The 20,384-nt window shown below is 64.4% G+C and carries 26 protein-coding genes and 2 pseudogenes; 17 read left to right on the top strand and 11 right to left on the bottom strand.

Translation table 11 applies throughout. The annotated features are described in order from the left end of the window. The first annotated feature begins 117 nt into the window (after window positions 1–117). From guaA to VF617_RS14080, 11 genes are all read left to right on the top strand, one after another. The gene (gene guaA / locus VF617_RS14130) at window positions 118–1,677 is read left to right on the top strand and encodes a glutamine-hydrolyzing GMP synthase (RefSeq protein ID WP_331015529.1); all 1,560 of its coding nucleotides are present in this window, start codon (window positions 118–120) and stop codon (window positions 1,675–1,677) included. Next, window positions 1,674–1,928: a CBU_0592 family membrane protein gene (locus VF617_RS14125; protein ID WP_331015528.1), complete on the top strand. Its 255-nt coding sequence runs from the start codon at window positions 1,674–1,676 to the stop codon at window positions 1,926–1,928. The genes guaA and VF617_RS14125 overlap by 4 nt, the downstream gene beginning before the upstream one ends. A gap of 72 nt (window positions 1,929–2,000) precedes the next feature. Continuing rightward, on the top strand, window positions 2,001–2,618 hold the full coding sequence (locus VF617_RS14120; protein WP_331015527.1) for a hypothetical protein: 618 nt from the start codon (window positions 2,001–2,003) through the stop codon (window positions 2,616–2,618). Continuing rightward, window positions 2,615–3,031 (top strand): GNAT family acetyltransferase, encoded by a 417-nt coding sequence (locus tag VF617_RS14115; protein WP_331015526.1) that lies wholly within the window; start codon window positions 2,615–2,617, stop codon window positions 3,029–3,031. Before VF617_RS14120 ends, VF617_RS14115 begins: the two co-directional genes overlap by 4 nt. After that, window positions 3,028–3,375, top strand: a complete 348-nt coding sequence (locus VF617_RS14110; RefSeq protein WP_331015525.1) for an ArsC family reductase — start codon at window positions 3,028–3,030, stop codon at window positions 3,373–3,375. Before VF617_RS14115 ends, VF617_RS14110 begins: the two co-directional genes overlap by 4 nt. Before the next feature lie 48 nt (window positions 3,376–3,423). Beyond that, a complete protein-coding gene (locus VF617_RS14105) occupies window positions 3,424–3,852 on the top strand; it encodes a hypothetical protein (protein ID WP_331015524.1) in 429 nt (142 codons plus the stop codon). A gap of 78 nt (window positions 3,853–3,930) precedes the next feature. Further along, window positions 3,931–4,788: a 3-methyl-2-oxobutanoate hydroxymethyltransferase gene (panB, locus tag VF617_RS14100; RefSeq protein ID WP_331015523.1), complete on the top strand. Its 858-nt coding sequence runs from the start codon at window positions 3,931–3,933 to the stop codon at window positions 4,786–4,788. Window positions 4,789–4,856: 68 nt separating this feature from the next. Then, the gene (locus VF617_RS14095; RefSeq protein ID WP_331015522.1) at window positions 4,857–5,567 is read left to right on the top strand and encodes a tetratricopeptide repeat protein; all 711 of its coding nucleotides are present in this window, start codon (window positions 4,857–4,859) and stop codon (window positions 5,565–5,567) included. Then, entirely contained in the window at window positions 5,564–6,886 is a 1,323-nt protein-coding gene (locus VF617_RS14090; RefSeq protein WP_331015521.1) for a PQQ-binding-like beta-propeller repeat protein, read from the top strand. Before VF617_RS14095 ends, VF617_RS14090 begins: the two co-directional genes overlap by 4 nt. Window positions 6,887–7,008: 122 nt before the next feature. Beyond that, window positions 7,009–8,382, top strand: a complete 1,374-nt coding sequence (gene der / locus VF617_RS14085; RefSeq protein ID WP_331015520.1) for a ribosome biogenesis GTPase Der — start codon at window positions 7,009–7,011, stop codon at window positions 8,380–8,382. A 108-nt stretch (window positions 8,383–8,490) separates the two neighbouring features. Beyond that, window positions 8,491–8,901, top strand: a complete 411-nt coding sequence (locus VF617_RS14080) for an Hpt domain-containing protein (protein ID WP_331015519.1) — start codon at window positions 8,491–8,493, stop codon at window positions 8,899–8,901. A 6-nt stretch (window positions 8,902–8,907) separates the two neighbouring features. Here VF617_RS14080 and bfr read toward each other — a convergent pair whose 3' ends face one another. The 3 genes from bfr to VF617_RS14065 form a co-directional block, all read right to left on the bottom strand. Then, window positions 8,908–9,390 carry a bacterioferritin gene (gene bfr / locus VF617_RS14075; RefSeq protein ID WP_331015518.1) on the bottom strand — a complete coding sequence of 161 codons (483 nt, stop codon included), beginning with the start codon at window positions 9,388–9,390 and terminating at the stop codon, window positions 8,908–8,910. Window positions 9,391–9,491: 101 nt separating this feature from the next. Next, window positions 9,492–9,662: a (2Fe-2S)-binding protein gene (locus tag VF617_RS14070; protein ID WP_331015517.1), complete on the bottom strand. Its 171-nt coding sequence runs from the start codon at window positions 9,660–9,662 to the stop codon at window positions 9,492–9,494. A 74-nt stretch (window positions 9,663–9,736) separates the two neighbouring features. After that, window positions 9,737–10,996, bottom strand: a complete 1,260-nt coding sequence (locus VF617_RS14065; RefSeq protein ID WP_331015516.1) for a DUF418 domain-containing protein — start codon at window positions 10,994–10,996, stop codon at window positions 9,737–9,739. 177 nt (window positions 10,997–11,173) lie between these two features. Between VF617_RS14065 and VF617_RS14060 the strand changes: the two genes are divergently transcribed. Beyond that, complete coding sequence (locus VF617_RS14060) at window positions 11,174–11,389, top strand: hypothetical protein (RefSeq protein WP_331015515.1); 216 nt, start codon at window positions 11,174–11,176, stop codon at window positions 11,387–11,389. A gap of 119 nt (window positions 11,390–11,508) precedes the next feature. Here VF617_RS14060 and purL read toward each other — a convergent pair whose 3' ends face one another. From purL to aroQ, 6 genes are all read right to left on the bottom strand, one after another. Then, entirely contained in the window at window positions 11,509–13,740 is a 2,232-nt protein-coding gene (gene purL / locus VF617_RS14055; protein ID WP_331015514.1) for a phosphoribosylformylglycinamidine synthase subunit PurL, read from the bottom strand. Window positions 13,741–13,810: 70 nt separating this feature from the next. Next, window positions 13,811–14,173 (bottom strand): cupin domain-containing protein, encoded by a 363-nt coding sequence (locus VF617_RS14050; protein WP_331015513.1) that lies wholly within the window; start codon window positions 14,171–14,173, stop codon window positions 13,811–13,813. 13 nt (window positions 14,174–14,186) lie between these two features. Then, a complete protein-coding gene (arsC, locus tag VF617_RS14045; protein ID WP_331015512.1) occupies window positions 14,187–14,522 on the bottom strand; it encodes an arsenate reductase (glutaredoxin) in 336 nt (111 codons plus the stop codon). Further along, window positions 14,519–15,880, bottom strand: coding sequence for an acetyl-CoA carboxylase biotin carboxylase subunit (accC, locus tag VF617_RS14040; protein WP_331015511.1), 1,362 nt, complete (start codon window positions 15,878–15,880; stop codon window positions 14,519–14,521). Before accC ends, arsC begins: the two co-directional genes overlap by 4 nt. A gap of 124 nt (window positions 15,881–16,004) precedes the next feature. Next, the gene (gene accB, locus VF617_RS14035; protein ID WP_331015510.1) at window positions 16,005–16,487 is read right to left on the bottom strand and encodes an acetyl-CoA carboxylase biotin carboxyl carrier protein; all 483 of its coding nucleotides are present in this window, start codon (window positions 16,485–16,487) and stop codon (window positions 16,005–16,007) included. Window positions 16,488–16,520: 33 nt separating this feature from the next. Beyond that, complete coding sequence (aroQ, locus tag VF617_RS14030) at window positions 16,521–16,955, bottom strand: type II 3-dehydroquinate dehydratase (protein ID WP_331015509.1); 435 nt, start codon at window positions 16,953–16,955, stop codon at window positions 16,521–16,523. A gap of 82 nt (window positions 16,956–17,037) precedes the next feature. Here aroQ and thiS point away from each other — a divergent pair. From thiS to VF617_RS14015, 3 genes and pseudogenes are all read left to right on the top strand, one after another. Then, window positions 17,038–17,253, top strand: a pseudogene (gene thiS, locus VF617_RS14025) (sulfur carrier protein ThiS); the annotation flags it as partial. Between the two features lie 147 nt (window positions 17,254–17,400). Further along, window positions 17,401–18,171, top strand: a pseudogene (locus tag VF617_RS14020) (thiazole synthase); the annotation flags it as partial. A gap of 102 nt (window positions 18,172–18,273) precedes the next feature. Further along, a complete protein-coding gene (locus tag VF617_RS14015) occupies window positions 18,274–18,450 on the top strand; it encodes a hypothetical protein (RefSeq protein WP_331015508.1) in 177 nt (58 codons plus the stop codon). A gap of 44 nt (window positions 18,451–18,494) precedes the next feature. Here VF617_RS14015 and VF617_RS14010 read toward each other — a convergent pair whose 3' ends face one another. Then, on the bottom strand, window positions 18,495–19,049 hold the full coding sequence (locus VF617_RS14010) for a class I SAM-dependent methyltransferase (RefSeq protein WP_331015507.1): 555 nt from the start codon (window positions 19,047–19,049) through the stop codon (window positions 18,495–18,497). A gap of 88 nt (window positions 19,050–19,137) precedes the next feature. Here VF617_RS14010 and VF617_RS14005 point away from each other — a divergent pair, with 88 nt between their 5' ends. Together VF617_RS14005 and VF617_RS14000 are read left to right on the top strand one after the other, a co-directional pair. Continuing rightward, the gene (locus VF617_RS14005) at window positions 19,138–19,308 is read left to right on the top strand and encodes a CsbD family protein (protein ID WP_331015506.1); all 171 of its coding nucleotides are present in this window, start codon (window positions 19,138–19,140) and stop codon (window positions 19,306–19,308) included. Between the two features lie 235 nt (window positions 19,309–19,543). Further along, window positions 19,544–19,858, top strand: a complete 315-nt coding sequence (locus tag VF617_RS14000) for a helix-turn-helix domain-containing protein (protein WP_331015505.1) — start codon at window positions 19,544–19,546, stop codon at window positions 19,856–19,858. Between the two features lie 4 nt (window positions 19,859–19,862). Here the strand turns inward: VF617_RS14000 and VF617_RS13995 are convergent, their stop codons facing one another. Then, entirely contained in the window at window positions 19,863–20,366 is a 504-nt protein-coding gene (locus tag VF617_RS13995; protein ID WP_331015504.1) for an N-acetyltransferase, read from the bottom strand. Between the last annotated feature and the right edge of the window lie 18 nt (window positions 20,367–20,384).

Raw genomic sequence — 20,384 nt, 5'->3', positions numbered from 1 at the left:
CGCCTCGTGAAGTGGCGTTGCGGACTGAAGGCGGGTCAGCAACCGGCGATCACCTTCGAGGGGCTGACGCCGGCTCTGTGACTTTACACCGCTGGGCGGGCTTCCTATCGCCCGCCCATGACGGCCCAGCACAGCGACTCGATCCTGATCGTCGATTTCGGCAGCCAGGTTACCCAGCTCATCGCCAGGCGTGTGCGCGAGGCCGGGGTCTATAGCGAGATCGCGCCCTTCACCACGGCTGCCGAAGCATTCGCGCGGATGCGGCCGCAAGGCATCATCCTCTCTGGGTCCCCCGCCTCGGTGCTCGATCATGGATCGCCGCGCGTGCCGCAGGCGATCTTCGATTCGGGCGTGCCGGTGCTCGGCATCTGCTATGGCCAGCAGGCGATGATGCACCAGCTCGGCGGCGAAGTGCGGCTGGGCGACAGCGGCGAATTCGGCAGCGCATTCATCCGGATCGAGGATGAATGCGTGCTGTTCGACGGTCTCTGGGCGGAAGGCGAGGTTCACCAGGTGTGGATGAGCCATGGCGACAAGGTAACCGAGCTGGCTCCTGGCTTCCGGCCGGTGGCGGTGAGCCCGGGATCGCCCTTTGCCGTGATCGCGGACGATGCGCGCCGCTATTACGCCATGCAGTTCCACCCCGAAGTGGTGCATACGCCCGATGGCGCGCGGCTGCTGGCCAATTTCGTGCGGCACGTGTGCGGGCTGCATGGCGACTGGACGATGGCCGAGTTCCGCGCCGCGAAGATCGCCGACATCCGCGCCCAGGTCGGCAAGGGCCGCGTGATCTGCGGGCTTTCGGGCGGCGTGGACAGCGCGGTCGCGGCGGTGCTCATCCACGAAGCGATCGGCGAGCAACTGACCTGCGTCTTCGTTGATCACGGGCTGATGCGCTCCGGCGAGGCCGATCAGGTGGTCAGTCTGTTCCGCGGGGCCTACAACATTCCGCTCGTTCATGTGAACGCGGAGACGCTGTTCCTCAACGGCTTGGCGGGGCTCACCGATCCAGAGGCCAAGCGCAAGTTCATCGGCAAGACCTTCATCGAAATATTCGAGGACGAAGCCCGAAAGATCGGCGGCGCGGACTTCCTGGCGCAGGGCACGCTCTATCCCGACGTGATCGAAAGCGTGAGCTTCACCGGCGGGCCTTCGGTGACGATCAAGAGCCACCACAATGTCGGCGGATTGCCCGAGCGGATGAATATGAAGCTCGTCGAGCCGCTGCGCGAATTGTTCAAGGACGAAGTCCGCGCGCTCGGCCGCGAGTTGGGCCTGCCCGATATCTTCGTGGGGCGGCACCCGTTTCCGGGGCCGGGCCTGGCGATCCGCATCCCCGGCGAAGTCACCAAGGAACGCTGCGACATCCTGCGCAAGGCCGATGCGATCTATCTCGAGGAGATCCGCAACGCTGGGCTGTACGACGCGATCTGGCAGGCGTTCGCGGTGTTGCTGCCGGTGCGCAGTGTCGGCGTGATGGGCGACGGGCGAACTTATGACAATGTCCTCGCCCTGCGTGCGGTTACATCCACCGACGGGATGACCGCTGTGGCATTCCAGTTCCCCGGCGACTTCCTGCCGCGCGTGGCGACGCGGATCGTCAATGAAGTGCGCGGGATCAATCGGGTTACCTATGACTATACTTCCAAGCCGCCCGGCACGATCGAGTGGGAATGACGCTCGAACGCGTGCTCATCGAAGCGATCGGATGGACCGGCGCGGGGCTGATCCTCGCGGCCTATGTCATGCTGTCCATCGGGCGGCTGAGCGGGCAATCGCCGCTATATCAATGGATGAACGTGGTCGGCGCGGGCTGCTTCATCCTCAACAGCGGCTATAATGGCGCGATTCCATCGGCGGTTCTCAATATCGTGTGGGCCGGGATAGGGCTCTACACATTGTGGCGGATCGCGCGGCGTCGGGCTTGACGGTCATCCCGCAGCCGACGGGAACGATTTTTTTGGAGGGCGCGACCGGCGCTTTCCGCTAGGGGAGGGCCAATGAACAGATCGATCCTGGGGAGCGTAACTGCCGCGCTCACATTGCTCGCCGCGTGCACCGGCGAGGGCGTCACCAACAACGTGACCGAGAACGAGACGGCCAGTGTCTCCACACTTGCCGCTCCCCCGGTCAATATGGCCGCGCCAGCGGCTGCCGATGCGGTGCCCGCGCTCAATCTCGCGCCTGACGAGCTCACGCTCGTTCTTGCCAACGGCAGCGCTCGCCATGTCACCTTCGGGATGGACAAGGCCGCGGCCACGCGGATGGTCGCGGCTGCGCTGGGCAATCCGATCGAGCAATCGAGAAACGAGGAATGCGGGGGGGGCGCGCTCGACTATGCGGCTTTCCGCGAAGGGCTTTCGCTCTATTTCCAGGAGGGCAAGTTCGCCGGCTGGGACCTGGACGGGCGCGAGAACGGCAAATTCTCGACCGCCAACGGTATCGGCATCGGCATGACCCGCAAGGCGCTGGAGGCGGCCGCCGGCGACTTGACGGTGGAGGAATCATCGATCGGGCAGGAGTTCGCGACCGGCGAATTGTCCGGCGTGCTCAGTTCGGCTGCGGCCACCGGCAAGATCACCAATCTCTGGGCCGGCGTCACCTGCATCGCGCGGTGATCGAGGCTGCGCTTGAGAGCGACGGGTCCGCGACAATCGCCTTGTGGCGCGCGTGCGAGCTTACCCGTCCCTGGAACGACCCCGAGGCCGACTTTGCGCTCGCACTGGCGTCCGACGCTGGAGCTGTCCTCGTCGCGCGGCAGGATGGCGCCATCATCGGCAGCATCATGGTGGGTTTCGACGGCCATCGCGGTTGGGTCTATTATCTCGCGGTCTCGCCGGATCGGCGTCGCGGTGGGCTGGGCAGAGCGCTGATGGCCGCCGCCGAGCAATGGCTGCGCGATCGCGGCGCGCTCAAGATCCAGCTGATGGTGCGCGAAAGCAATGCGGATGCGCTGGGCTTTTATGCGGCGCTTGGGCTTGAGCGGCAGGACGTCGTAACGCTTGGCCGCTTTCTGGAGGACCCCGCATGAGCGTCACGATTTACGGCATCAGGAATTGCGACACGATGAAGAAAGCGCGCGCCTGGCTGGATGCCCATGGCGTCGCGGCGGGCTTTCATGATTACAAGATTGCCGGCGTGGAGGCGGCCCGCCTGGCGCAGTGGATCGAAATCGCCGGATGGGAGAAGGTCCTCAACCGTGCGGGCACGACCTTCCGCAAGCTGCCCGACGACGCGAAGGCCGATCTGGATGCGGCCAAGGCCAGCGCGCTGATGCTTGCGCAGCCCTCGATGATCAAGCGTCCGGTGATCGAATATCCCGGCGGGCTGCTGATTGGCTTCGCGCCTGACCGATATGCGGGCGCTCTTCTATAGCGCGCGCTTTTCGGATAGGTTGGCCATGCTGATCTTGGGGGAATGGCGATGACGGTTAAGCGGCCTGGATGGTTCATCATCTTGTTGGGCGTGCTGGTCCTCTGGGGACTTGCCGGGTGCGCGGCATTCGCGATGCACGTGATGCATGGCCCGGCGATGGACCCCGCCGCCACCGATTGGGACCGCGCCTATTTCGCCGCGCTGCCCGCCTGGTTCGGCTGGGATTACGCGGTCGCGGTCGGTGCGGCGCTGCTCGGGTCGATCGCGATGCTGGCGCGCTCGCGATGGGCTATGACGCTCTACATCGTCTCGCTGATCGCGGTGGTAATCCAGTTCGGCTATGTCTTTTTCGCGACCGACTTGCTGGCTCATAAGGGGGCCGCAGCGACGGTGCCGTTCCCGGCATTCATCATCGCAATGGCGGTGATGCAGGTCTGGCTGGCGGGATATGCGCGGGACCGCAACTGGATTTCCTGACCTAGCCCGCAAGCCGCTGGCGCATCGGAACGCCTTGATGCTGGCGCGGGGCGACCGGCGGGGCTAGAACTACACGCCATGTCCCACCTCACGCTCGACACCGGCACCAGCCGCGCGAACCCCACGCCTTCGCCGATGAAGCGGCTGACCATCCCCGCGATCCGCAATCGCAAGGGGAAGGATCCGATCGTGATGCTGACCGCATATACGACGCGGATGGCGCAGTTGCTCGATCCGCATTGCGATGTCCTGCTGGTCGGCGACAGCCTGGGTCAGGTGATTTACGGGCTGCCTTCGACATTGCCGGTCACGATCGAGATGATGATCGCGCACGGCGCGGCGGTGGTGCGCGGCAGCTATCATTCGGTAGTGATCATCGACATGCCGTTCGGCAGCTACGAAGCCAGCCCCGAGCGCGCATTCGAATCGGCTTCTCGCGTGCTCGCCGAAACCGGGGCGGCGGGAGTAAAGATGGAAGGCGGCGAGACGCTGGCGCCCACAGTGGAGTTCCTCACGCGGCGCGGCATACCGGTGATGGGGCATGTCGGCCTCACGCCGCAGTCGGTCAATGCATTGGGGGGCTATGGCGCACGGGGCCGCACCAATGCCGAACACGCCCAGATACTGGACGATGCGCGCGCGATTGCGAATGCCGGCGCCTTCAGCCTGGTCGCCGAAGGCGTGGTCGAGGGACTGGCGAATGAAATCACGGCCGCGGTCCCGGCACCGGTTATAGGCATCGGCGCTTCGGCGCAGTGCGACGGCCAGGTCCTGGTCACGGAGGACATGCTGGGCATGTTCGAGCGCACGCCGCGCTTCGTGAAGCGCTTCGACGACCTGGCTGGCCGCATTTCCGCCGCGGTTGAGACCTATGCCGCCGACGTTCGCTCCCGTGCTTTTCCGGGGGCCGAACAGGTCTATGCGGCGCGGGATTGAACGGCTAGGCAAGCGGACCCTGGCTGCAGGCTGTGGTCCGCGGCCGCAAGAGACCCATGGAGTAGATTTTGGCGCTTCCACCCTCCGGCACGACAGACGAAGCCTTCCTGCGCGAAGTCGATGAGGAGTATCGCCGCGATCGGATGATGAACATCTGGCGCGATTATGGACGCTGGATCATCGCCGCACTGGTGGCCGCGCTCGCGGCGCTCGCCCTGTATCTCTATATGGGCTACAGCGCTGATCGCGCGGCGGGCACGCAGGGCGAGCAATTCGATGCGGCGCTCCGGCTGGTTGAGGAAAACCAGCCTGACAAGGCCATGGCCGAATTGGACAAGCTGGCAAAGGACAGCGGGGAAGGCTTCACCGCGCTTTCGCGGATCACGCAGGGCAATCTGCTGCTGCAAAAGAACGATTCCGCGGGCGCCGCCGCCAAGTTCGCCGAAGTGGCCGGCAATGCCGGCTACCCGAAGCCCTATCGCGATCTGGCGATGCTGCGCCAGACCTCCACCGAATATGACCGTCTCAAGCCCGAGCAAGTGGTCGAGCGGCTCAAGGGTCTCGCGGTTCCCGCTTCGCCCTGGTTCGGCACCGCCGGCGAAATGGTCGCCGCGGCATATCTGAAGCAAGGCAAGCGCGCCGATGCGGGCAAGCTCTATGGGCAGATCGCCCAGGGCGGAGAAAATGTGCCCGAGACGATCCGCCAGCGTGCAGTAACGCTGGCGGGCGTGCTCGGCGTCGATGCTATCGACCAATCCAAGGACAAAGTAGCGCAATGAACAACAGAATGAGGGTGGCGGCAGCGCTTGGAGCGCTCGCGCTGGTCAGCGGCTGCGGAATCCTGAAGGGCGGCGGCAAGAAGACTCCGGTCCTGGGCGAGCGCGTTCCGATCCTGCTGTCCGAGAACGAGATCGTCGCCGACAAGTCGCTGTCCGGCGTCGAAGTGCTCGTACCCGAAGCGGCGGCTAATGAAAGCTGGACCCAGCCGGGTGGCAACGCCGCCAAGTCGATGGGACATCTTGCGCTGGGTGCTGCTCCCACGCGGATCTGGACCAAGTCGGTCGCGAAGGCCTCCAAGCGCGAGCGCCTGGCCGCCGCGCCGGTGATCGAAGGCAACAAGCTCTATGTCGTCGATACCGATGGCGTGGTGCATGCGATGGCGGCCGATACCGGCGCCGAGCTGTGGCGCGCGAACACGGTGAAGGAAGAGGGCAACAAGCCCGCACGCTTCGGCGGCGGCGCCAGCGTGAACGGCGACCGCGTGTTTGCCGCCAACGGCCTGGGTGACCTCGTCGCGCTCAATGCGGCGGACGGCACCGAGATTTGGCGCAAGCGCCCGGGCGGCCCACTGCGGGGCGCGCCTACGCTCGCAAACGGCCAGGTCTATGTGATCACGCAGGACAATCAGCTTTTCGCGCTGACCCAGGATGCAGGCGTGGTTTCGTGGAGCGCATCGGCGAGCCTTGAATCGCAGGGCGTATTCGGCGTCGCGGCGCCGGCTTCGGCCAGCGGCACCGTGATCGCCGGTTTCTCCTCGGGCGAACTCAACGCCTATCGTTACGAAAACGGCCGCACGCTTTGGGGCGAAGTGCTTTCGCGCAGTTCCATCTCGACTTCGGTTTCCTCGCTGTCGGATATCGATGCCGAGCCCGTGATCGATCAGGGCCGGGTCTATGCGGTGGGCCAGGGCGGCCGCATGGTCGCTATGGATATCGCCAGCGGCCAGCGCATGTGGGAACAGAACATCGCCGGGATCTCGACCCCCTGGGCGGCGGGCGAGTGGCTGTTCGTGGTAACCGACGATGCGCGGTTGATGGCCATCGCTCGCGGCAGCGGCAAGATCCGGTGGATTTCCCAGCTCAAGCATTTCAGGAACGAGAAGAAATCGACCGGGCTTTACTCCTGGGTCGGCCCGGTTCTTGCAGGGGGCAAGCTGATCCTCGCCAATTCGGAAGGCGAACTGGTGTTCGTGTCCCCCACCGACGGCAGCGTCCTTTCCAAGATGGAGATGAAGACCAGTGTCTCGCTCCAGCCGGTCGTGGCGAACAACATGCTCTATGTGCTGGACGACAAGGGGCAGTTGAGCGCGTATCGCTGACCTTATTCCCCTCCCGCTTGCGGGAGGGGCTGGGGGAGGGCATGTAGCCCCCGTCATTCAGGGGATTGCGATAGTCCCTCCCCCGACCCCTCCCGCAAGCAGGAGGGGAGTTAGGTTTAGCCATGCCCCAGCCCACCGTCGCCATTATCGGCCGTCCGAATGTCGGAAAATCCACGCTGTTCAATCGGCTCGTCGGCAAGCGCCTGGCGCTCGTGGATGATCAACCGGGCGTGACGCGTGACCGGCGCGAGGGCGACGCGCAGTTGCTCGGGCTGGAATTCCGGATCATCGATACCGCTGGATATGAAGACGACGACGTCGCGACGCTGCCGGGCCGCATGCGCGCGCAGACCGAAGCGGCCGTGCGCGATTCGGATGTATCGCTGTTCCTGATCGACTCGCGTGCCGGAGTGACTCCGCTCGACGAGGAGATTGCGCGCTGGCTGCGCGGAACCAATCGCCCCGTCGTGCTGATGGCGAACAAGGCGGAAGGCCGGGCGGGCGAAACGGGAGTGATCGAGGCGATGGCGCTGGGGCTGGGCGATCCGATCCCCTTTTCGGCCGAACATGGCGAAGGCGTGGTCGACTTGTTCGAAGCGCTGCGGCCGCATCTGGAGCGCGATGAGGACGAAGCCGCCGAGGATGAAGACCCGGAATCCCCCGATGCGATCCTGAAGCTCGCGATCGTCGGCCGTCCCAATGCCGGCAAGTCTACCCTGATCAACAAGCTGCTCGGCGAAGACCGGCTGATCACCGGCCCCGAGGCGGGGATCACCCGCGATTCGATCGCCGTCGATTGGGAATGGATCGACAGCGAGGGCGGAGCCCGCAAGGTCCGCCTTATCGACACGGCGGGCATGCGCAAGAAGGCGCGGGTCGAAGAGAAGCTCGAAAAGCTCTCCGTCATGGACGCCCTGCGCGCAATCGACTTCGCCGAGGTCGTGGTCCTGCTGCTCGACGCTACGCGCGGGCTGGAGGTGCAGGATCTAAAGATCGCCGATCGGGCCCTCCAGGAGGGGCGCGCGCTGATCATAGCGCTCAACAAATGGGACGTAGCAGATAATGCATCGAGCCTGTTCAACGGCGTGAAAGCGGCGCTCGAAGAGGGGCTGTCGCAAGCCAAGGGCGTGCCGTTGCTCACCGTCTCAGCGGTGACCGGCAAGGGCCTGGACGTCTTGATGAAAGTCGGCTTCGAAACGCGCGAAGCCTGGTCCCGCCGGGTCTCGACCGGTCAGCTCAATCGCTGGTTCGAGCGGGCAATCGAAGCCAATCCCCCGCCTGCGCCCGGCGGCAAGCGCATCAAGCCCCGCTACATTACGCAAAACAAGTCGCGCCCGCCCAGTTTCATCCTGTTCGGCACGCGTGTCGATCTGTTGCCGGTCAGCTATCAGCGCTATCTGATCAACAGCCTGCGCAAGGAATTCGATTTCGCCGCGGTTCCGGTGCGGCTGACGATGCGGGCATCCAAGAATCCCTTCGATCATGCGAAGGATTAGAGGTAACCTACGCAGTTACCCGATATCGCTAAAATCAACTCCGTGTTTACTTCCGGGCAATAGTGTTGGCGACGTGCCTTCCATGGTGCGGGGTGTGAGTATGAAGCTATGACCGGCAACGATCCTCAGGTGAACTGGGCCAGCTTCGGGCAGGCGCGCGCGGAACTGGGCGTCAATTTCGTCCGCATCCTCGGCTATTTTCGCGAGGACGGCGTGAAATCGGTGTCGCAGATCGAAGAGGCGATGCGCAGCCAGAACTCTGCCGCCATGGTCATTCCGGCACACACGCTGAAGGGAGAGGCGCGCCAGTTCGGCGCCGACATGCTTGGCGACCTGGCCGAAGAAATCGAAACGATCGCGCGCCTGTGCGTCGAGCGGCACGACACGCCTACCCATGCGCTGGAGCAAGTGGTCCAGCTGCGGCCCCTGTTTGAATCCACGCTTCAGTTACTCGAACGCGAAGCCAACCCGCTGGTCGAGCGCCGGCCCGTCTTCGGCCGCCGCAGCCTTGCGGGATAGAACCGCTTACTCCTCGGCTTCCGGCTTGCTGTTGAGCTGAATGTAATTCTCCAGTCCCATCCGCTGGATCATCTCGAACTGGCGCTCCAGCGTATCGACATGCTCTTCCTCGCTATCGAGGATGCGGCGAAACAGGTCGCGGCTGACATAGTCGCGGACCTTTTCGCTATGCTCGATCGCGTCCTTGAGCACGGTGAGTGCTTCCAGTTCGAGCGCCAGATCGGCGCGTAGCGCTTCCTCGACGGTCTCGCCGATACGCAACCGGCCCAGAAGCTGGAAATTGGGCAGGCCATCGAGGAACAGGATGCGCTCCGCGACCATGTCGGCATGCTTCATCTCGTCTATCGATTCGTGCCGCTCGAACTCGGCGAGCTTCTTGACGCCCCAATGATCGAACATCCGGTAATGGAGCCAATATTGGTTGATCGCGGTGAGTTCGTTCTTGAGCACCTCGTTGAGATACTCGATGACTTTTGCGTCGCCCTTCATATGCTCACCCGTGCGCTGACTTCACGCACGGCAATACGCCTACGTGCCGGGCTTGCACAGTTGAAAATGGCGGATTTCCGCGGTTTTTCCTCTTGCGAACGCTACGCAGCCGCACGCTCTTCGGCAATGATCGCGCGCGCGAACGGCACGCACTGGCCGCATTTCGGCTGGAGACCCAGCGCCCGATAGGCTTGGCAGGCGCTGATGGCGCCCTCGCGTGCCGCCTCGCGGACATCGCGCTCCCGAATTGCATTGCAAACGCAGACGACCATCGAACCCTCACGTTAGACAATTTTATCTAGGGCTATTGAGACTGATTCGCAAGGGTATTGCGACGCGTTCGCAATCAGTCGAGCGCGGACCCTCGCATCGGCTCAAGACGCCAGCGCGCCAGGCTGCGCCACAGCCACTCCAACGGGCCGAATCGGAAGCGCGCCAGCCAGGGCTTCGACCATAGCAGCATCAGCCCCCAGACGCCCAAGACGACCGGATAAAGCTGCCAGCGCGACAGATGCCCGAACCAGCCCAGCCCGTAGCCGTAAAAGAGCGTGGTGCAGATCAGGCTGGTCATTAGATAATTGGTGAAGGCCATGCGGCCGGCGGCGGCGATCCGCGTCGCCAGCGCTCCGCCGCCTCGCGCGAGCAGGAGGATAAGGCAGGCCCAACCGACGAACATCAGCGGCCGCACCGGGGTCGCCAGCGTCATCACCGCGAGCACGACCGAAAACATCTCGAACTGTTGGCTGACCATATAAACCGCGGCGCCGACATAAGCGGGCAAGGCGATGCCCCAGCAGAGGATCAGCCATTTCGCATAGCGCCGGGGCGACCATTCGCCGCGCAGCATCCCGCTCTTCAGCGCCGCCATTCCGAACAGCATATAGGCAAGCGTCTCGTGCCCGAAGAGCCCGAGTGCGATAAGCGGCATGAAACGGAAATTCTGGACACGATCCGCGAGGATCGTCGCATAATCGCCGCGGTGCACCGCCAGTTCGCTTGCGATCCGCTCGGCCGATGGAATCCCGAAGCCGTTGACGAACTGGCGCAATTGGCGCGCTTTCTCCGCCGCCTCCGCCGCGTCGGTGGAGGGCAGCTGGAGCTGGTGGACCGCGTAGGGCAGGCCGGAGAAGATGAGCATGCCCAGGCACACCAGCATCGTCCCGAGGATGACCAGGCGCGGCACGGCCATGTTGCGCATCGCGAACGCGACCATCCCGATCAGCGCATAATGGGAGAGGATATCACCGTACCAGACGAACCAGAGGTGGGCGAGGCCGAAGGCCAGTAGCCACACCATCCGGCTGTAATGCGTGAGCGCCGGACTGCGTCCGCCTTGCTCCGCGCGCTCGATCACCAGCAGCATCGATGCGCCGAACAAGAACGAGAAAAGCCCCCGCATCTTACCGTCGAACAGCACGAAATTGACGAGATAGACGCCCAGGTCCGCGCCCTGCCAACCGCCATATGCACGCGGATTCATATAGGCGGCTTCGGGCATCGCGAAGGCGACGATGTTGAGCAGCAAAATGCCCATCACGGCCACGCCGCGAACCGTGTCGAGCGACTGGAGACGCACGGGCGACCTCAGCGGACTCTGCGTCGACATGTTTGTCCGCCTCATCGTTTCGCTCGCGCTACTAACGGTTCTCGCGTCCGATCACCAGCCTCGGCCAGAACCCGTGCAATTTGCCCAAATGGCAGCGGAGACCAGGCCCTTTTGCCAACTTACCTTTGCAGGGACGAATCGGCTAGGCATATGCGCGAATCGGAAGAGGAGACCGGAATGCTTGTTATGGCGATGATACTGGCCGGCCTGACCCCCCAGGCTGCCTGCCTGCCCCTGCCCAAGGGCGCCACCGCGGCCAAGGCTACCGCGGCCCCCTATGGGCCCTGGTTCATCAACAACGAGCCCATCATGATCGCCAAGAAGACCTATTTGAAATATGGGCTGCCGCGCGTGCTGGGCGCGGGGGGACGTCGAGCCGCTGGCGCTCTATAAGGGCGCAGCCGTGTATTCGGAGAAGGGCAGCACCAGCCGTGAGGTGCTGTATCTGCTGGTCCGGCCGGCATCGTGCGAATTCCAGCCTTATCAGCTGAAGCTGTAGACGGCGCAGCGGCTCAGGCGGCGACTTCCCCCTGCATCAGCGCGGGGAAGAAGCCTTCGTGCGCGGCGCGGAGATCGGCGATCGAGACGCAATAATCGCCAGCTTCCAGCTCGAAGATCAGGCGGTCCTTGATCGTGCGGCCGATCGGGTCGGCGGCGAGCCCTGCCTTGTCCGCGGCGACCAGGAAATCGGCCAGCGATTCGTCGCGGACAGTCACGATATATAGGCCCTGATCCTCGCCGAAGAAGCTGCCGGCAACGCCGAAGGGCTGGGGCTGATCGATGATCGCGCCGATGTTCGAAGCCAGCGCCATCTCCGCCAGCGCGACGGCCACGCCACCGTCCGCCACATCATGGCAGGCAGTGATGCAGCCGCTCTGGATCGCCGAGCGGACAAAGGCGCCGGCGCGCCGCTCGGCCAGGAGATCGACCGGCGGTGGTGGTCCCTCCTCGCGGCCATGCACTTCGCGCAGCCATATCGACTGACCGAGATGCCCGGCGCGCTCGCCCAGCGCGATGATGATGTCGCCGGTGCCCTTGAAGCCGATCGTGCAGCTCTTCGACCAATCCTTGAGCAGCCCGACGCCGCCGATCGCGGGAGTGGGGAGGATCGCGGAGCCGCCGGCGCCATCCGAGTCCTTTGGGGCCTTGCTCTCATTGTAGAGGCTGACATTGCCGGATACGATCGGGAAATCGAGCGCGCGGCACGCCTCCGCCATTCCCTCGAGACAGCCCACCAGCTGACCCATGATCTCAGGACGCTGGGGGTTGGCGAAGTTGAGGCAATTGGTGACGGCCAGCGGCGTCGCGCCGACCGCGGACAGGTTGCGCCAAGCCTCGGCGATCGCCTGCCTGCCGCCTTCGACCGGATCGGCGAAGCAATAACGCGGCGTGCAATCCGTGGTGATCGCCAGGCCCTTTTGCGTGCCGTGCACACGGACCACCGCGGCGTCGCCGCCGGGGCGCTGCACCGTATCGCCGCCGACCTGGCTGTCATATTGCTCCCATATCCAGCGGCGGCTGGCGATATCGGGCGAAGCCATCAGCTTGAGCAGGTCCGCGGCGATATCTCTGCTCTCGGGCACATTGGTCAACTCGGGCTGCTTGGGCGTGGGCACGTGCGGGCGGTCGTATAGCGGCGCTTCGTCGGCGAGCGGCGCAAGCGGGATGTCGGCGACGGTCTCGCCTTTCCACTTCAGCACCATATGTCCGGTATCAGTGACGCGGCCGATCACAGCGAAGTCGAGTTCCCACTTCCGGAAGATCGCCTCGGCAAAATCCTCGCGTCCGGGCTTGAGCACCATGAGCATCCGCTCCTGGCTCTCGCTCAGCATCATCTCGTACGGAGTCATGCCCGTCTCGCGCTGCGGCACATCGTCCATGATCAGCTCGATGCCGACTCCGCCCTTGCTCGCCATTTCGACCGATGAGGAGGTGAGGCCCGCGGCCCCCATATCCTGGATCGCGACGATCGCGTCCGACGCCATCAGCTCCAAGCACGCTTCGATCAGCAATTTCTCCGTGAAGGGGTCTCCGACCTGGACGGTGGGGCGCTTCTCGTCGCTGTCTTCGCCGAAATCCGCGCTCGCCATAGTGGCGCCGTGGATGCCGTCGCGGCCGGTCTTCGAGCCGACATAAACAATCGAATTGCCCACGCCCGAGGCTGCCGAATAGAAGATCTTGTCCTGATCGGCGACGCCCACGGTCATCGCGTTGACCAGGATATTCCCGTCATAGGCGGCATGGAAATTCACTTCGCCGCCCACGGTCGGCACACCGACGCAATTGCCGTAGCCGCCGATGCCATGGACCACGCCCGCGATCAGGTGGCGCATCTTGGGATGGTCGGGGCGGCCGAAACGCAGCGCGTTCATATTGGCGATCGGCCGCGCGCCCATCGTGAACACGTCGCGCAGAATCCCGCCGACGCCGGTCGCGGCACCCTGATAGGGCTCGATGTACGACGGATGGTTGTGGCTCTCCATCTTGAAGATCGCCGCCTGGCCGTCGCCGATATCGATCACGCCGGCATTCTCACCGGGACCGCAGATGACGTGCGGGCCTTCGGTCGGCAGCTTTTTCAGATGGATACGCGAAGATTTATAGCTGCAATGCTCGGACCACATAACCGAGAAGATGCCAAGCTCGGTCAGGTTGGGCTCGCGGCCGAGCGCGTGGAGGACGCGTTCATATTCCTCAGGGGACAGGCCGTGCTCGGCGACGATCTCGGGGGTGATTCCGGTCATGAGCGCAGCCCATAGCGGGGGTGATGAGGCGCGTCACCCTCTGGCTTTCCGTGCCCGAAGATGTTGTGCTTCAGATCATCACTCCGCCCGGCGCGGTGAACTCGGCATCCATGACATTCCCGGTGTTCACGACCTCGGACGGTTCGAAAATCATCACTTCGGCTTCCTCGTCGGCGGCCGTGCGATGCTCCACGCCGCGCGGGACGACGATGAACTCGCCGGCTTCGAGCTCGACGATCCGATCACGGAACTCGACGCGGAAGCGGCCCCGCCAGACGAGGAACATCTCTTCGGCATTGGCATGATGGTGCCAGGGAAAGACGCCCTGAACCTTCACCAAGCGCACGTCCTGACCATTCAGTTGCGCGACGATCTTGGGACGCCAATGTTCGGTGAACTGCCCGAACTTGTCGGCCACGTTGATAGCCTTCATCCCCGGCCCCTTGCTAGAGAATCTCGCGAACCGCCTCAGGCGGGCGCCCCAGCCGGACACCCTTCTCGGTTTCGACCAGCGGGCGCTCGATCAGGATCGGATCGGCGGCCATCGCGGCGAGGATCGTTGCGTCGTTCGCATCGGTCAGGCCTTTCGCCCCAGCCTCGGCCTGGCGGAGCAACTGTGCGGGGGTAAGTCCGCCGCGGGCGAACAGGCGCTCTAATTCCTCCGCGCTTGGTGGCGTCCTGAGATACTCTACGATTTCAACCTCGGCACCCGCATCATGCAGGAGCGCCAGCGTCTCGCGCGATTTGGAGCAGCGCGGGTTGTGCCAGATAGTCGCTTTCATGCCGCGGGCTCGTCCTGCCTCGCCAGCCATTCCTCCAGCCACTTGATCGTATAGTCGCCCTTCTGGAAATCGGGGTCCTCGATCAGCGCCTGGTGCAGCGGGATCGTGGTCTTCATTCCGTCGATCACGAATTCCTCGAGCGCGCGGCGCAGGCGGCGGATCGCGCCGGCACGGGTGGTGCCGTAGACGATCAGCTTGGCGATCATGCTGTCGTAATAAGGCGGGACCTTATAACCGGCATAGAGCCCGCTATCGACACGGACGTTCATCCCGCCGGGCGCGTGATAGCCCTTCACCAGGCCGGGGGAGGGGGCGAAGGTGCGCGGGTCTTCCGCGTTGATGCGGCATTCGATCGCGTGGCCACGGAACTGGATATCTTCCTGCCGCAGCGTCAGGCCATGGCCCTCGGCGATGCGGATCTGCTCACGGACCAGGTCGAGGCCGGTGATCGCCTCGGTCACCGGATGCTCGACCTGCAGCCGGGTGTTCATTTCTATGAAGTAGAATTCGCCGTCTTCCCACAGGAATTCGATCGTGCCCGCGCCGCGATAGCCCATATCGGCCATCGCCCTGGCGCAGATGCCGCCCATGCGCGCGCGATCCTCGGCGCCGAGCACGGGGGAGGGGGCTTCCTCGAGCACTTTCTGGTGGCGGCGCTGGAGCGAACAGTCGCGCTCGCCCAGGTGGATCGCATTGCCTTCGCCGTCGCCGAACACCTGGAATTCGATGTGGCGCGGATTGCCGAGATATTTTTCGAGATAGACGGTGGCGTCGCCGAACGCAGCCTTCGCCTCGCTGCCTGCCTGCTGCATCTGGGTTTCGAGCTCGGCGGGGTCGCTCACGACCTTCATGCCTCTCCCGCCCCCGCCAGACGCCGCCTTGATGATCACCGGATAGCCGGCCTTCTCGGCGATGGCCTTGGCTTCGTCCAGGTCGCTGATCGCGCCATCGGAGCCGGGAACCAGCGGGAGGCCGAGCGCGCCCGCGGTGCGCTTGGCCTCGATCTTGTCGCCCATGGTGCGGATATGCTCGGGCTTTGGCCCCACGAAGATGATGCCGTGCGCTTCGATGATCTCGGCGAACTGCGCGTTTTCGGAGAGAAACCCGTATCCCGGGTGGATCGCGTCGGCCCCCGAGATTTCCGCCGCGGAGATGATGCGCGAAACATTAAGGTAGCTCTCCGCCGCGCTCGGCGGCCCGATGCAGATGGCTTCGTCGGCCAGGCGCACGTGCATCGCGTCGCTGTCCGCCGTCGAATGCACCGCAACGGTCTTGATGCCCATTTCATGGCATGCGCGATGGATTCTGAGCGCGATCTCTCCACGATTGGCGATCAGCAGCTTCTCGATCTTCTTCATTTCTTGTTCCTAGGCCGCACTGGCCCGCTCCCCCACCCGGCCACCCCCCACCCGGCCACCCAACGGCAGTGTATTCTATGGGTGGCCGGGTGGGGGAGCGGGCCGGTGCGGCTCAACAAAGATCTTACTCGACCACGACGAGGGGCTGGTCGAATTCGACCGGCTGGCCGTTCTCCACGAGAATCGCCTTCACCGTGCCGCCGGCCGGCGCGTGGATCGGGTTCATCACCTTCATCGCTTCGATGATCACCAGCGTGTCCCCAGCCGCGACCTTGTCGCCGACCGCGACGAAGTTCTTCACGTCCGGATTGGCGGCGAGATAGACCGTGCCGACCATCGGCGACTTGACTGCATTGGCGGCAGGCGCGGGCGGGGCCTCAGCGGCCGGTGCGGGCGCCGCTGGAGCCGGCGCGGCGGGGGCGGCGGCCATCGGCGCGGCATGCACCATCTGCGGGGCGGCCTGGATGGTGCGGGCGACACGCACCTTGCGATCGCCGTCTTCTACTTCGATCTCCGTAAGGTTGGTATCGTCGAGCACGGCGGCGAGCTGGCGCACCAGGTCGATATCGACGTGCATCGCTCCCGACTTGTCGTTCTTTTCGGCCATTTGACTCTTCTTCCGATGAAAGCGCGGGCTGTGTCAGATGCGCGCGGCGGCTTCAAGCGCAAGCATGTACGATAGCGCGCCGAACCCGGCGATAGTGCCCCGAGCGGCCCGACCCACATAGCTCGCGTGGCGGAATTGCTCGCGGGCATGCGGATTGGAGAGATGGACTTCGATCACGGGCGTCCTGATCGCCTTGATCGTGTCGTAAAGCGCGGCGGAAGTGTGGGTGAATGCCGCGGCGTTGAGCAGGATCGCCTTTGCCCCCTGCGCCTGCGCCTCGTGCATCCAGTCGACAAGATGGCCCTCATGGTTGGATTGGCGCATTTCGATGGCCAGTCCCAGCTCCCGGGCGCGGTCCTCTAGCTGCCCGGCGATATCGTCCAGCGTGTCCGCGCCGTAAATCTCGGGCTCGCGCGTCCCCAGCATATTGAGATTGGGGCCGTTCAAAACGAATATCGTATCGGCCAAAGCCAAGCCTTTCGGTTGCGGGCGGGTAGCGCGCCTTCCTATATGAGCCCGCGCCCCCGATCAAATCGCTCAAGGAACTCGCATGCACACCGACGGCACCGTCTCGATCACCGTCAATGGCGAGCACAAGCGCGTCACCGCTGGGCTGACCATCGCGGGGCTGGCCGAGGAACTGGGGCTGGTGCCCGCCAAGCTGGCGGTGGAGCGCAATCTGGAAGTGGTGCCGCGCTCGACGCTCGATCAGGTCATGGTCGAGGACGGGGACGAACTCGAGATCGTGCATTTCGTTGGTGGTGGATGAAGCATTGTTCTCCTGCGAAAGCAGGAGCCCAGGATTATTCGCGGGCCTCTGATTGTTTGGCTCTGGGTTCCTGCTTTCGCAGGAAAACACAGAAAAAAATGCGGGACGAACTTTATGAATGCAGTCACCCCATCGCCAATAACTGCCGAAGACACCTGGACCGTGGCGGGAAAGACCTTTCGCTCGCGGCTGATCGTCGGCACGGGCAAGTACAAGGATTTCGCGCAGAACGCGGCGGCGGTCGAGGCGAGCGGCGCGGAGATCGTCACGGTGGCGGTGCGCCGCGTCAACGTCAGCGATCCCAACGCACCGATGCTGACCGACTATATCGATCCGAAGAAGATCACCTACCTTCCCAACACCGCCGGCTGCTTCGACGCCGAGAGCGCGATCCGCACGTTGCGGCTGGCGCGCGAGGCGGGCGGCTGGGAGCTGGTGAAGCTCGAAGTGCTCGGCGAGGCGCGCACGCTTTATCCCGACATGGTCGAGACGCTGCGCGCGACCGAGATCCTGGCCAATGAAGGCTTCAAGCCGATGGTCTATTGCGTGGACGATCCGATCGCCGCGAAGCGCCTGGAGGAAGTCGGCGCCGTCGCGATCATGCCGCTGGGCGCGCCGATCGGCTCGGGCCTGGGCATCCAGAACCGCGTCACGATCCGCCTGATCGTGGAGGGTGCGAAAGTGCCCGTACTCGTGGACGCCGGCGTAGGCTCGGCGAGCGACGCGGCGGTGGCGATGGAGCTGGGCTGTGACGGCGTCCTGATGAACACTGCTATCGCCGAAGCTAGGGACCCTGTGATGATGGCCGCCGCGATGAAGGCTGCGGTGGAGGCGGGGCGCCTGAGCTATCGTGCCGGGCGGATGGGCAAGCGGATGTATGCCGATCCGTCCAGCCCGCTGGCGGGCCTGATCTAGCGCCGGCTCGGTCTGGTTAACGGCTGATTCATCGATATCTGTGATGTGGATCAGCGAGCGCTTCGGGCGATCGCGCTATGGTCCGTGCGAAGGATGATTCGCATGAGCTATTACCGGCTATATTTCCGTAATCGCAAGGGCGGCTTCCTGCGGGTCGAGGAGCTTTACGCCGCTAGCGACGATCAGGCATTGGGCCAGGCCCAGTCGTTAGCAAAGGGCCATGATTTCGAAATCTGGCAGCAACGCCGGAGGGTGGGCGTGGTAAGCGCCGCGGCCTGACCGCCCGTCAGAGCTTTCGCACCAGCCAAACGCTCCGCCCGCCGTCAATTGATCATCGGGCGAGACGCGATTTCCAGCAGCCTCAATTCCTCGAACAATGCGCGATATTCGAAGGGCGCGAGGCTGGCATGGTAGATATCCTCGCCAAACTGGCTGCCGATGGCTTCGCCGCGCGCGGGGCCGGTGTTGAACAGGAATGCCCCGCCCGGCTCCAGCCAGTTCGCGGCCCGCCCCATCATCGCCGCCTGATCGTCGTGCGGCAGGTGGAACAGGCTGTCCCAGGCCAGCACGCCCGGGAATTGCCCCTCCACTGCTACCGCGCGCATATCGGCCTTGAGCCAGCGATGCCGGCCGAAACGGGTTCGGGCGAGGCCGATCATCGCCCCGGAGATATCCACTCCGGTCAGCGCATGGCCGGTATCGATCAGATAGCGGCCGATCGGCTCTCCCGCGCCACAGCCCAGATCGAGGATATGGCCACCCTTGGGCACGGCGAGCAGGAGCCGATCCAGCCAGCCCTTTTCCACGAACTGCTTGCGCCGCGCGAGGTCGAAGGCGTGCGCATGCCGCTCATAATGCTCGGCGATCCTGTCGGGCATTGGAACCCCCGCCGGGCGCGGACCGTTTGATATAACCTAAGCTAACCTCCGGCGCCCTCAGCGCCGGTTCCCTGCCAGGAGCGAAATCATGGGTGAACTGACCGATAAGATCAAGGGCAACGTCGACGAGATGGCCGGCAAGCTCAAGCAGAACAGCCCCGATCCGGAGACCCGCGATGAAGGCGCCGCGCAGGAGATCAAGGGCAAGGGCGAGCAGTTCGCCGGCAAGGTGAAGGGCGCTCTGGGCGACGACATCTGATTGTGGCGGCGCCGGCCCGCCCCATCCGTCCATACCATAGAGTATAATGCCGTCGGGGTGAGCGGTTGCCCGTGGCCAGCACCGGCAAAGGAGCCAGAAAAAGGCCGTTTCGCATTGGCGAAGCGGCTTTTTCTCGCCCTGCCGCGCGAGTCCACCGCGACGCCGCACCCTATTTGACTCCGCGCTCCCGGAAGCGGAGACCGCTGGCACACCGACTCCAGTCCGGGGGGACTCCATGTTTCATGCCCAGCTTGCCTATTCCGACGATGCCGTCCTGCCATTCGGCAAGGACGAGATCGCGGAAATCGACCTGGGCAAGCTCGGGCCGACGCTGAAGCGCGCGCGTGAGGCGCGGCGGCTGACGCTCGAGGATGTCGCCGCGACTACCCGGATCAGCCTGCGCTACCTGACCGCCATCGAGAATTCGCGCTTCGATGCCTTTGCCGGCGCAGTCTATGCGATCGGCTTTGCCCGCGCTTATGCCCGGATGGTCGGCATGTCCGAAAGCTGGGCGGCGGAGACGCTGCGCGCCGAAGCGGGATGGCACTGAGGCATCAGTCCAGCCGCAGGGCCAACACTACATCGTCATAATCGATCGTGCCCACGCGGAACTTGCGCGTGGCGATGGGCTCGAAACCCAGGTGCCGGTAAAAGCCGATCGCGCGTGTGTTGGCGTGAAAGACGCCAAGCGTAAGACGCTCGAAACCCGCCGCTCGGGCATGCGACATCGCTTGTTCGAGCAATGCGCGGCCCAGCCCCGCGCCGTGCATGCGCGACAGCAGGTAGATGCGCTTCAATTCGAGGTCGCCGGGCAGGGCGTCCGGCAGATCGGGCGTGGCGACCAGCGCGTAGCCCAGCGGTGCGCGGCCGGTTTCCGCCTCGCCCAGCCATGCCGCGCCTCCACCGCCCAGACAGGAAACGAAGCTGGCGGCCGAGAGCACGGTGCCGCAATGGCGCGCGATCGCGTCACCATCCAGGATGCCCGCAAAGGTATCGAGGAATGCCGCTCCGGCGATCAGCGCCAATCGTTCCGCATCGTCCACACCGGCGCTACGCATTGTCCAGCCCGCACCTTC

The organism is Sphingomonas sp., assembly GCF_036388215.1.
Lineage (GTDB): Bacteria > Pseudomonadota > Alphaproteobacteria > Sphingomonadales > Sphingomonadaceae > Sphingomonas.
Note: the sequence above shows the minus strand (reverse complement) of the source record. Positions and strands in the feature narration are given on the sequence as shown.

What these genes read in the sequence shown, in the direction of transcription:
- VF617_RS13995 (WP_331015504.1), bottom strand. Translation starts at nt 20,366, where the DNA reads ATGCGTAGCGCCGGTGTGGACGATGCGGAACGATTGGCGCTGATCGCC.
- VF617_RS14000 (WP_331015505.1), top strand. Translation starts at nt 19,544, where the DNA reads ATGTTTCATGCCCAGCTTGCCTATTCCGACGATGCCGTCCTGCCATTC.
- VF617_RS14090 (WP_331015521.1), top strand. Translation starts at nt 5,564, where the DNA reads ATGAACAACAGAATGAGGGTGGCGGCAGCGCTTGGAGCGCTCGCGCTG.
- VF617_RS14010 (WP_331015507.1), bottom strand. Translation starts at nt 19,049, where the DNA reads ATGCCCGACAGGATCGCCGAGCATTATGAGCGGCATGCGCACGCCTTC.
- purL (WP_331015514.1), bottom strand. Translation starts at nt 13,740, where the DNA reads ATGACCGGAATCACCCCCGAGATCGTCGCCGAGCACGGCCTGTCCCCT.
- panB (WP_331015523.1), top strand. Translation starts at nt 3,931, where the DNA reads ATGTCCCACCTCACGCTCGACACCGGCACCAGCCGCGCGAACCCCACG.
- bfr (WP_331015518.1), bottom strand. Translation starts at nt 9,390, where the DNA reads ATGAAGGGCGACGCAAAAGTCATCGAGTATCTCAACGAGGTGCTCAAG.
- VF617_RS14105 (WP_331015524.1), top strand. Translation starts at nt 3,424, where the DNA reads ATGACGGTTAAGCGGCCTGGATGGTTCATCATCTTGTTGGGCGTGCTG.
- VF617_RS14070 (WP_331015517.1), bottom strand. Translation starts at nt 9,662, where the DNA reads ATGGTCGTCTGCGTTTGCAATGCAATTCGGGAGCGCGATGTCCGCGAG.
- der (WP_331015520.1), top strand. Translation starts at nt 7,009, where the DNA reads ATGCCCCAGCCCACCGTCGCCATTATCGGCCGTCCGAATGTCGGAAAA.
- VF617_RS14110 (WP_331015525.1), top strand. Translation starts at nt 3,028, where the DNA reads ATGAGCGTCACGATTTACGGCATCAGGAATTGCGACACGATGAAGAAA.
- arsC (WP_331015512.1), bottom strand. Translation starts at nt 14,522, where the DNA reads ATGAAAGCGACTATCTGGCACAACCCGCGCTGCTCCAAATCGCGCGAG.
- VF617_RS14050 (WP_331015513.1), bottom strand. Translation starts at nt 14,173, where the DNA reads ATGAAGGCTATCAACGTGGCCGACAAGTTCGGGCAGTTCACCGAACAT.
- guaA (WP_331015529.1), top strand. Translation starts at nt 118, where the DNA reads ATGACGGCCCAGCACAGCGACTCGATCCTGATCGTCGATTTCGGCAGC.
- VF617_RS14065 (WP_331015516.1), bottom strand. Translation starts at nt 10,996, where the DNA reads ATGTCGACGCAGAGTCCGCTGAGGTCGCCCGTGCGTCTCCAGTCGCTC.
- VF617_RS14080 (WP_331015519.1), top strand. Translation starts at nt 8,491, where the DNA reads ATGACCGGCAACGATCCTCAGGTGAACTGGGCCAGCTTCGGGCAGGCG.
- VF617_RS14125 (WP_331015528.1), top strand. Translation starts at nt 1,674, where the DNA reads ATGACGCTCGAACGCGTGCTCATCGAAGCGATCGGATGGACCGGCGCG.
- accC (WP_331015511.1), bottom strand. Translation starts at nt 15,880, where the DNA reads ATGAAGAAGATCGAGAAGCTGCTGATCGCCAATCGTGGAGAGATCGCG.
- accB (WP_331015510.1), bottom strand. Translation starts at nt 16,487, where the DNA reads ATGGCCGAAAAGAACGACAAGTCGGGAGCGATGCACGTCGATATCGAC.
- VF617_RS14120 (WP_331015527.1), top strand. Translation starts at nt 2,001, where the DNA reads ATGAACAGATCGATCCTGGGGAGCGTAACTGCCGCGCTCACATTGCTC.
- VF617_RS14060 (WP_331015515.1), top strand. Translation starts at nt 11,174, where the DNA reads ATGCTTGTTATGGCGATGATACTGGCCGGCCTGACCCCCCAGGCTGCC.
- VF617_RS14005 (WP_331015506.1), top strand. Translation starts at nt 19,138, where the DNA reads ATGGGTGAACTGACCGATAAGATCAAGGGCAACGTCGACGAGATGGCC.
- VF617_RS14015 (WP_331015508.1), top strand. Translation starts at nt 18,274, where the DNA reads ATGAGCTATTACCGGCTATATTTCCGTAATCGCAAGGGCGGCTTCCTG.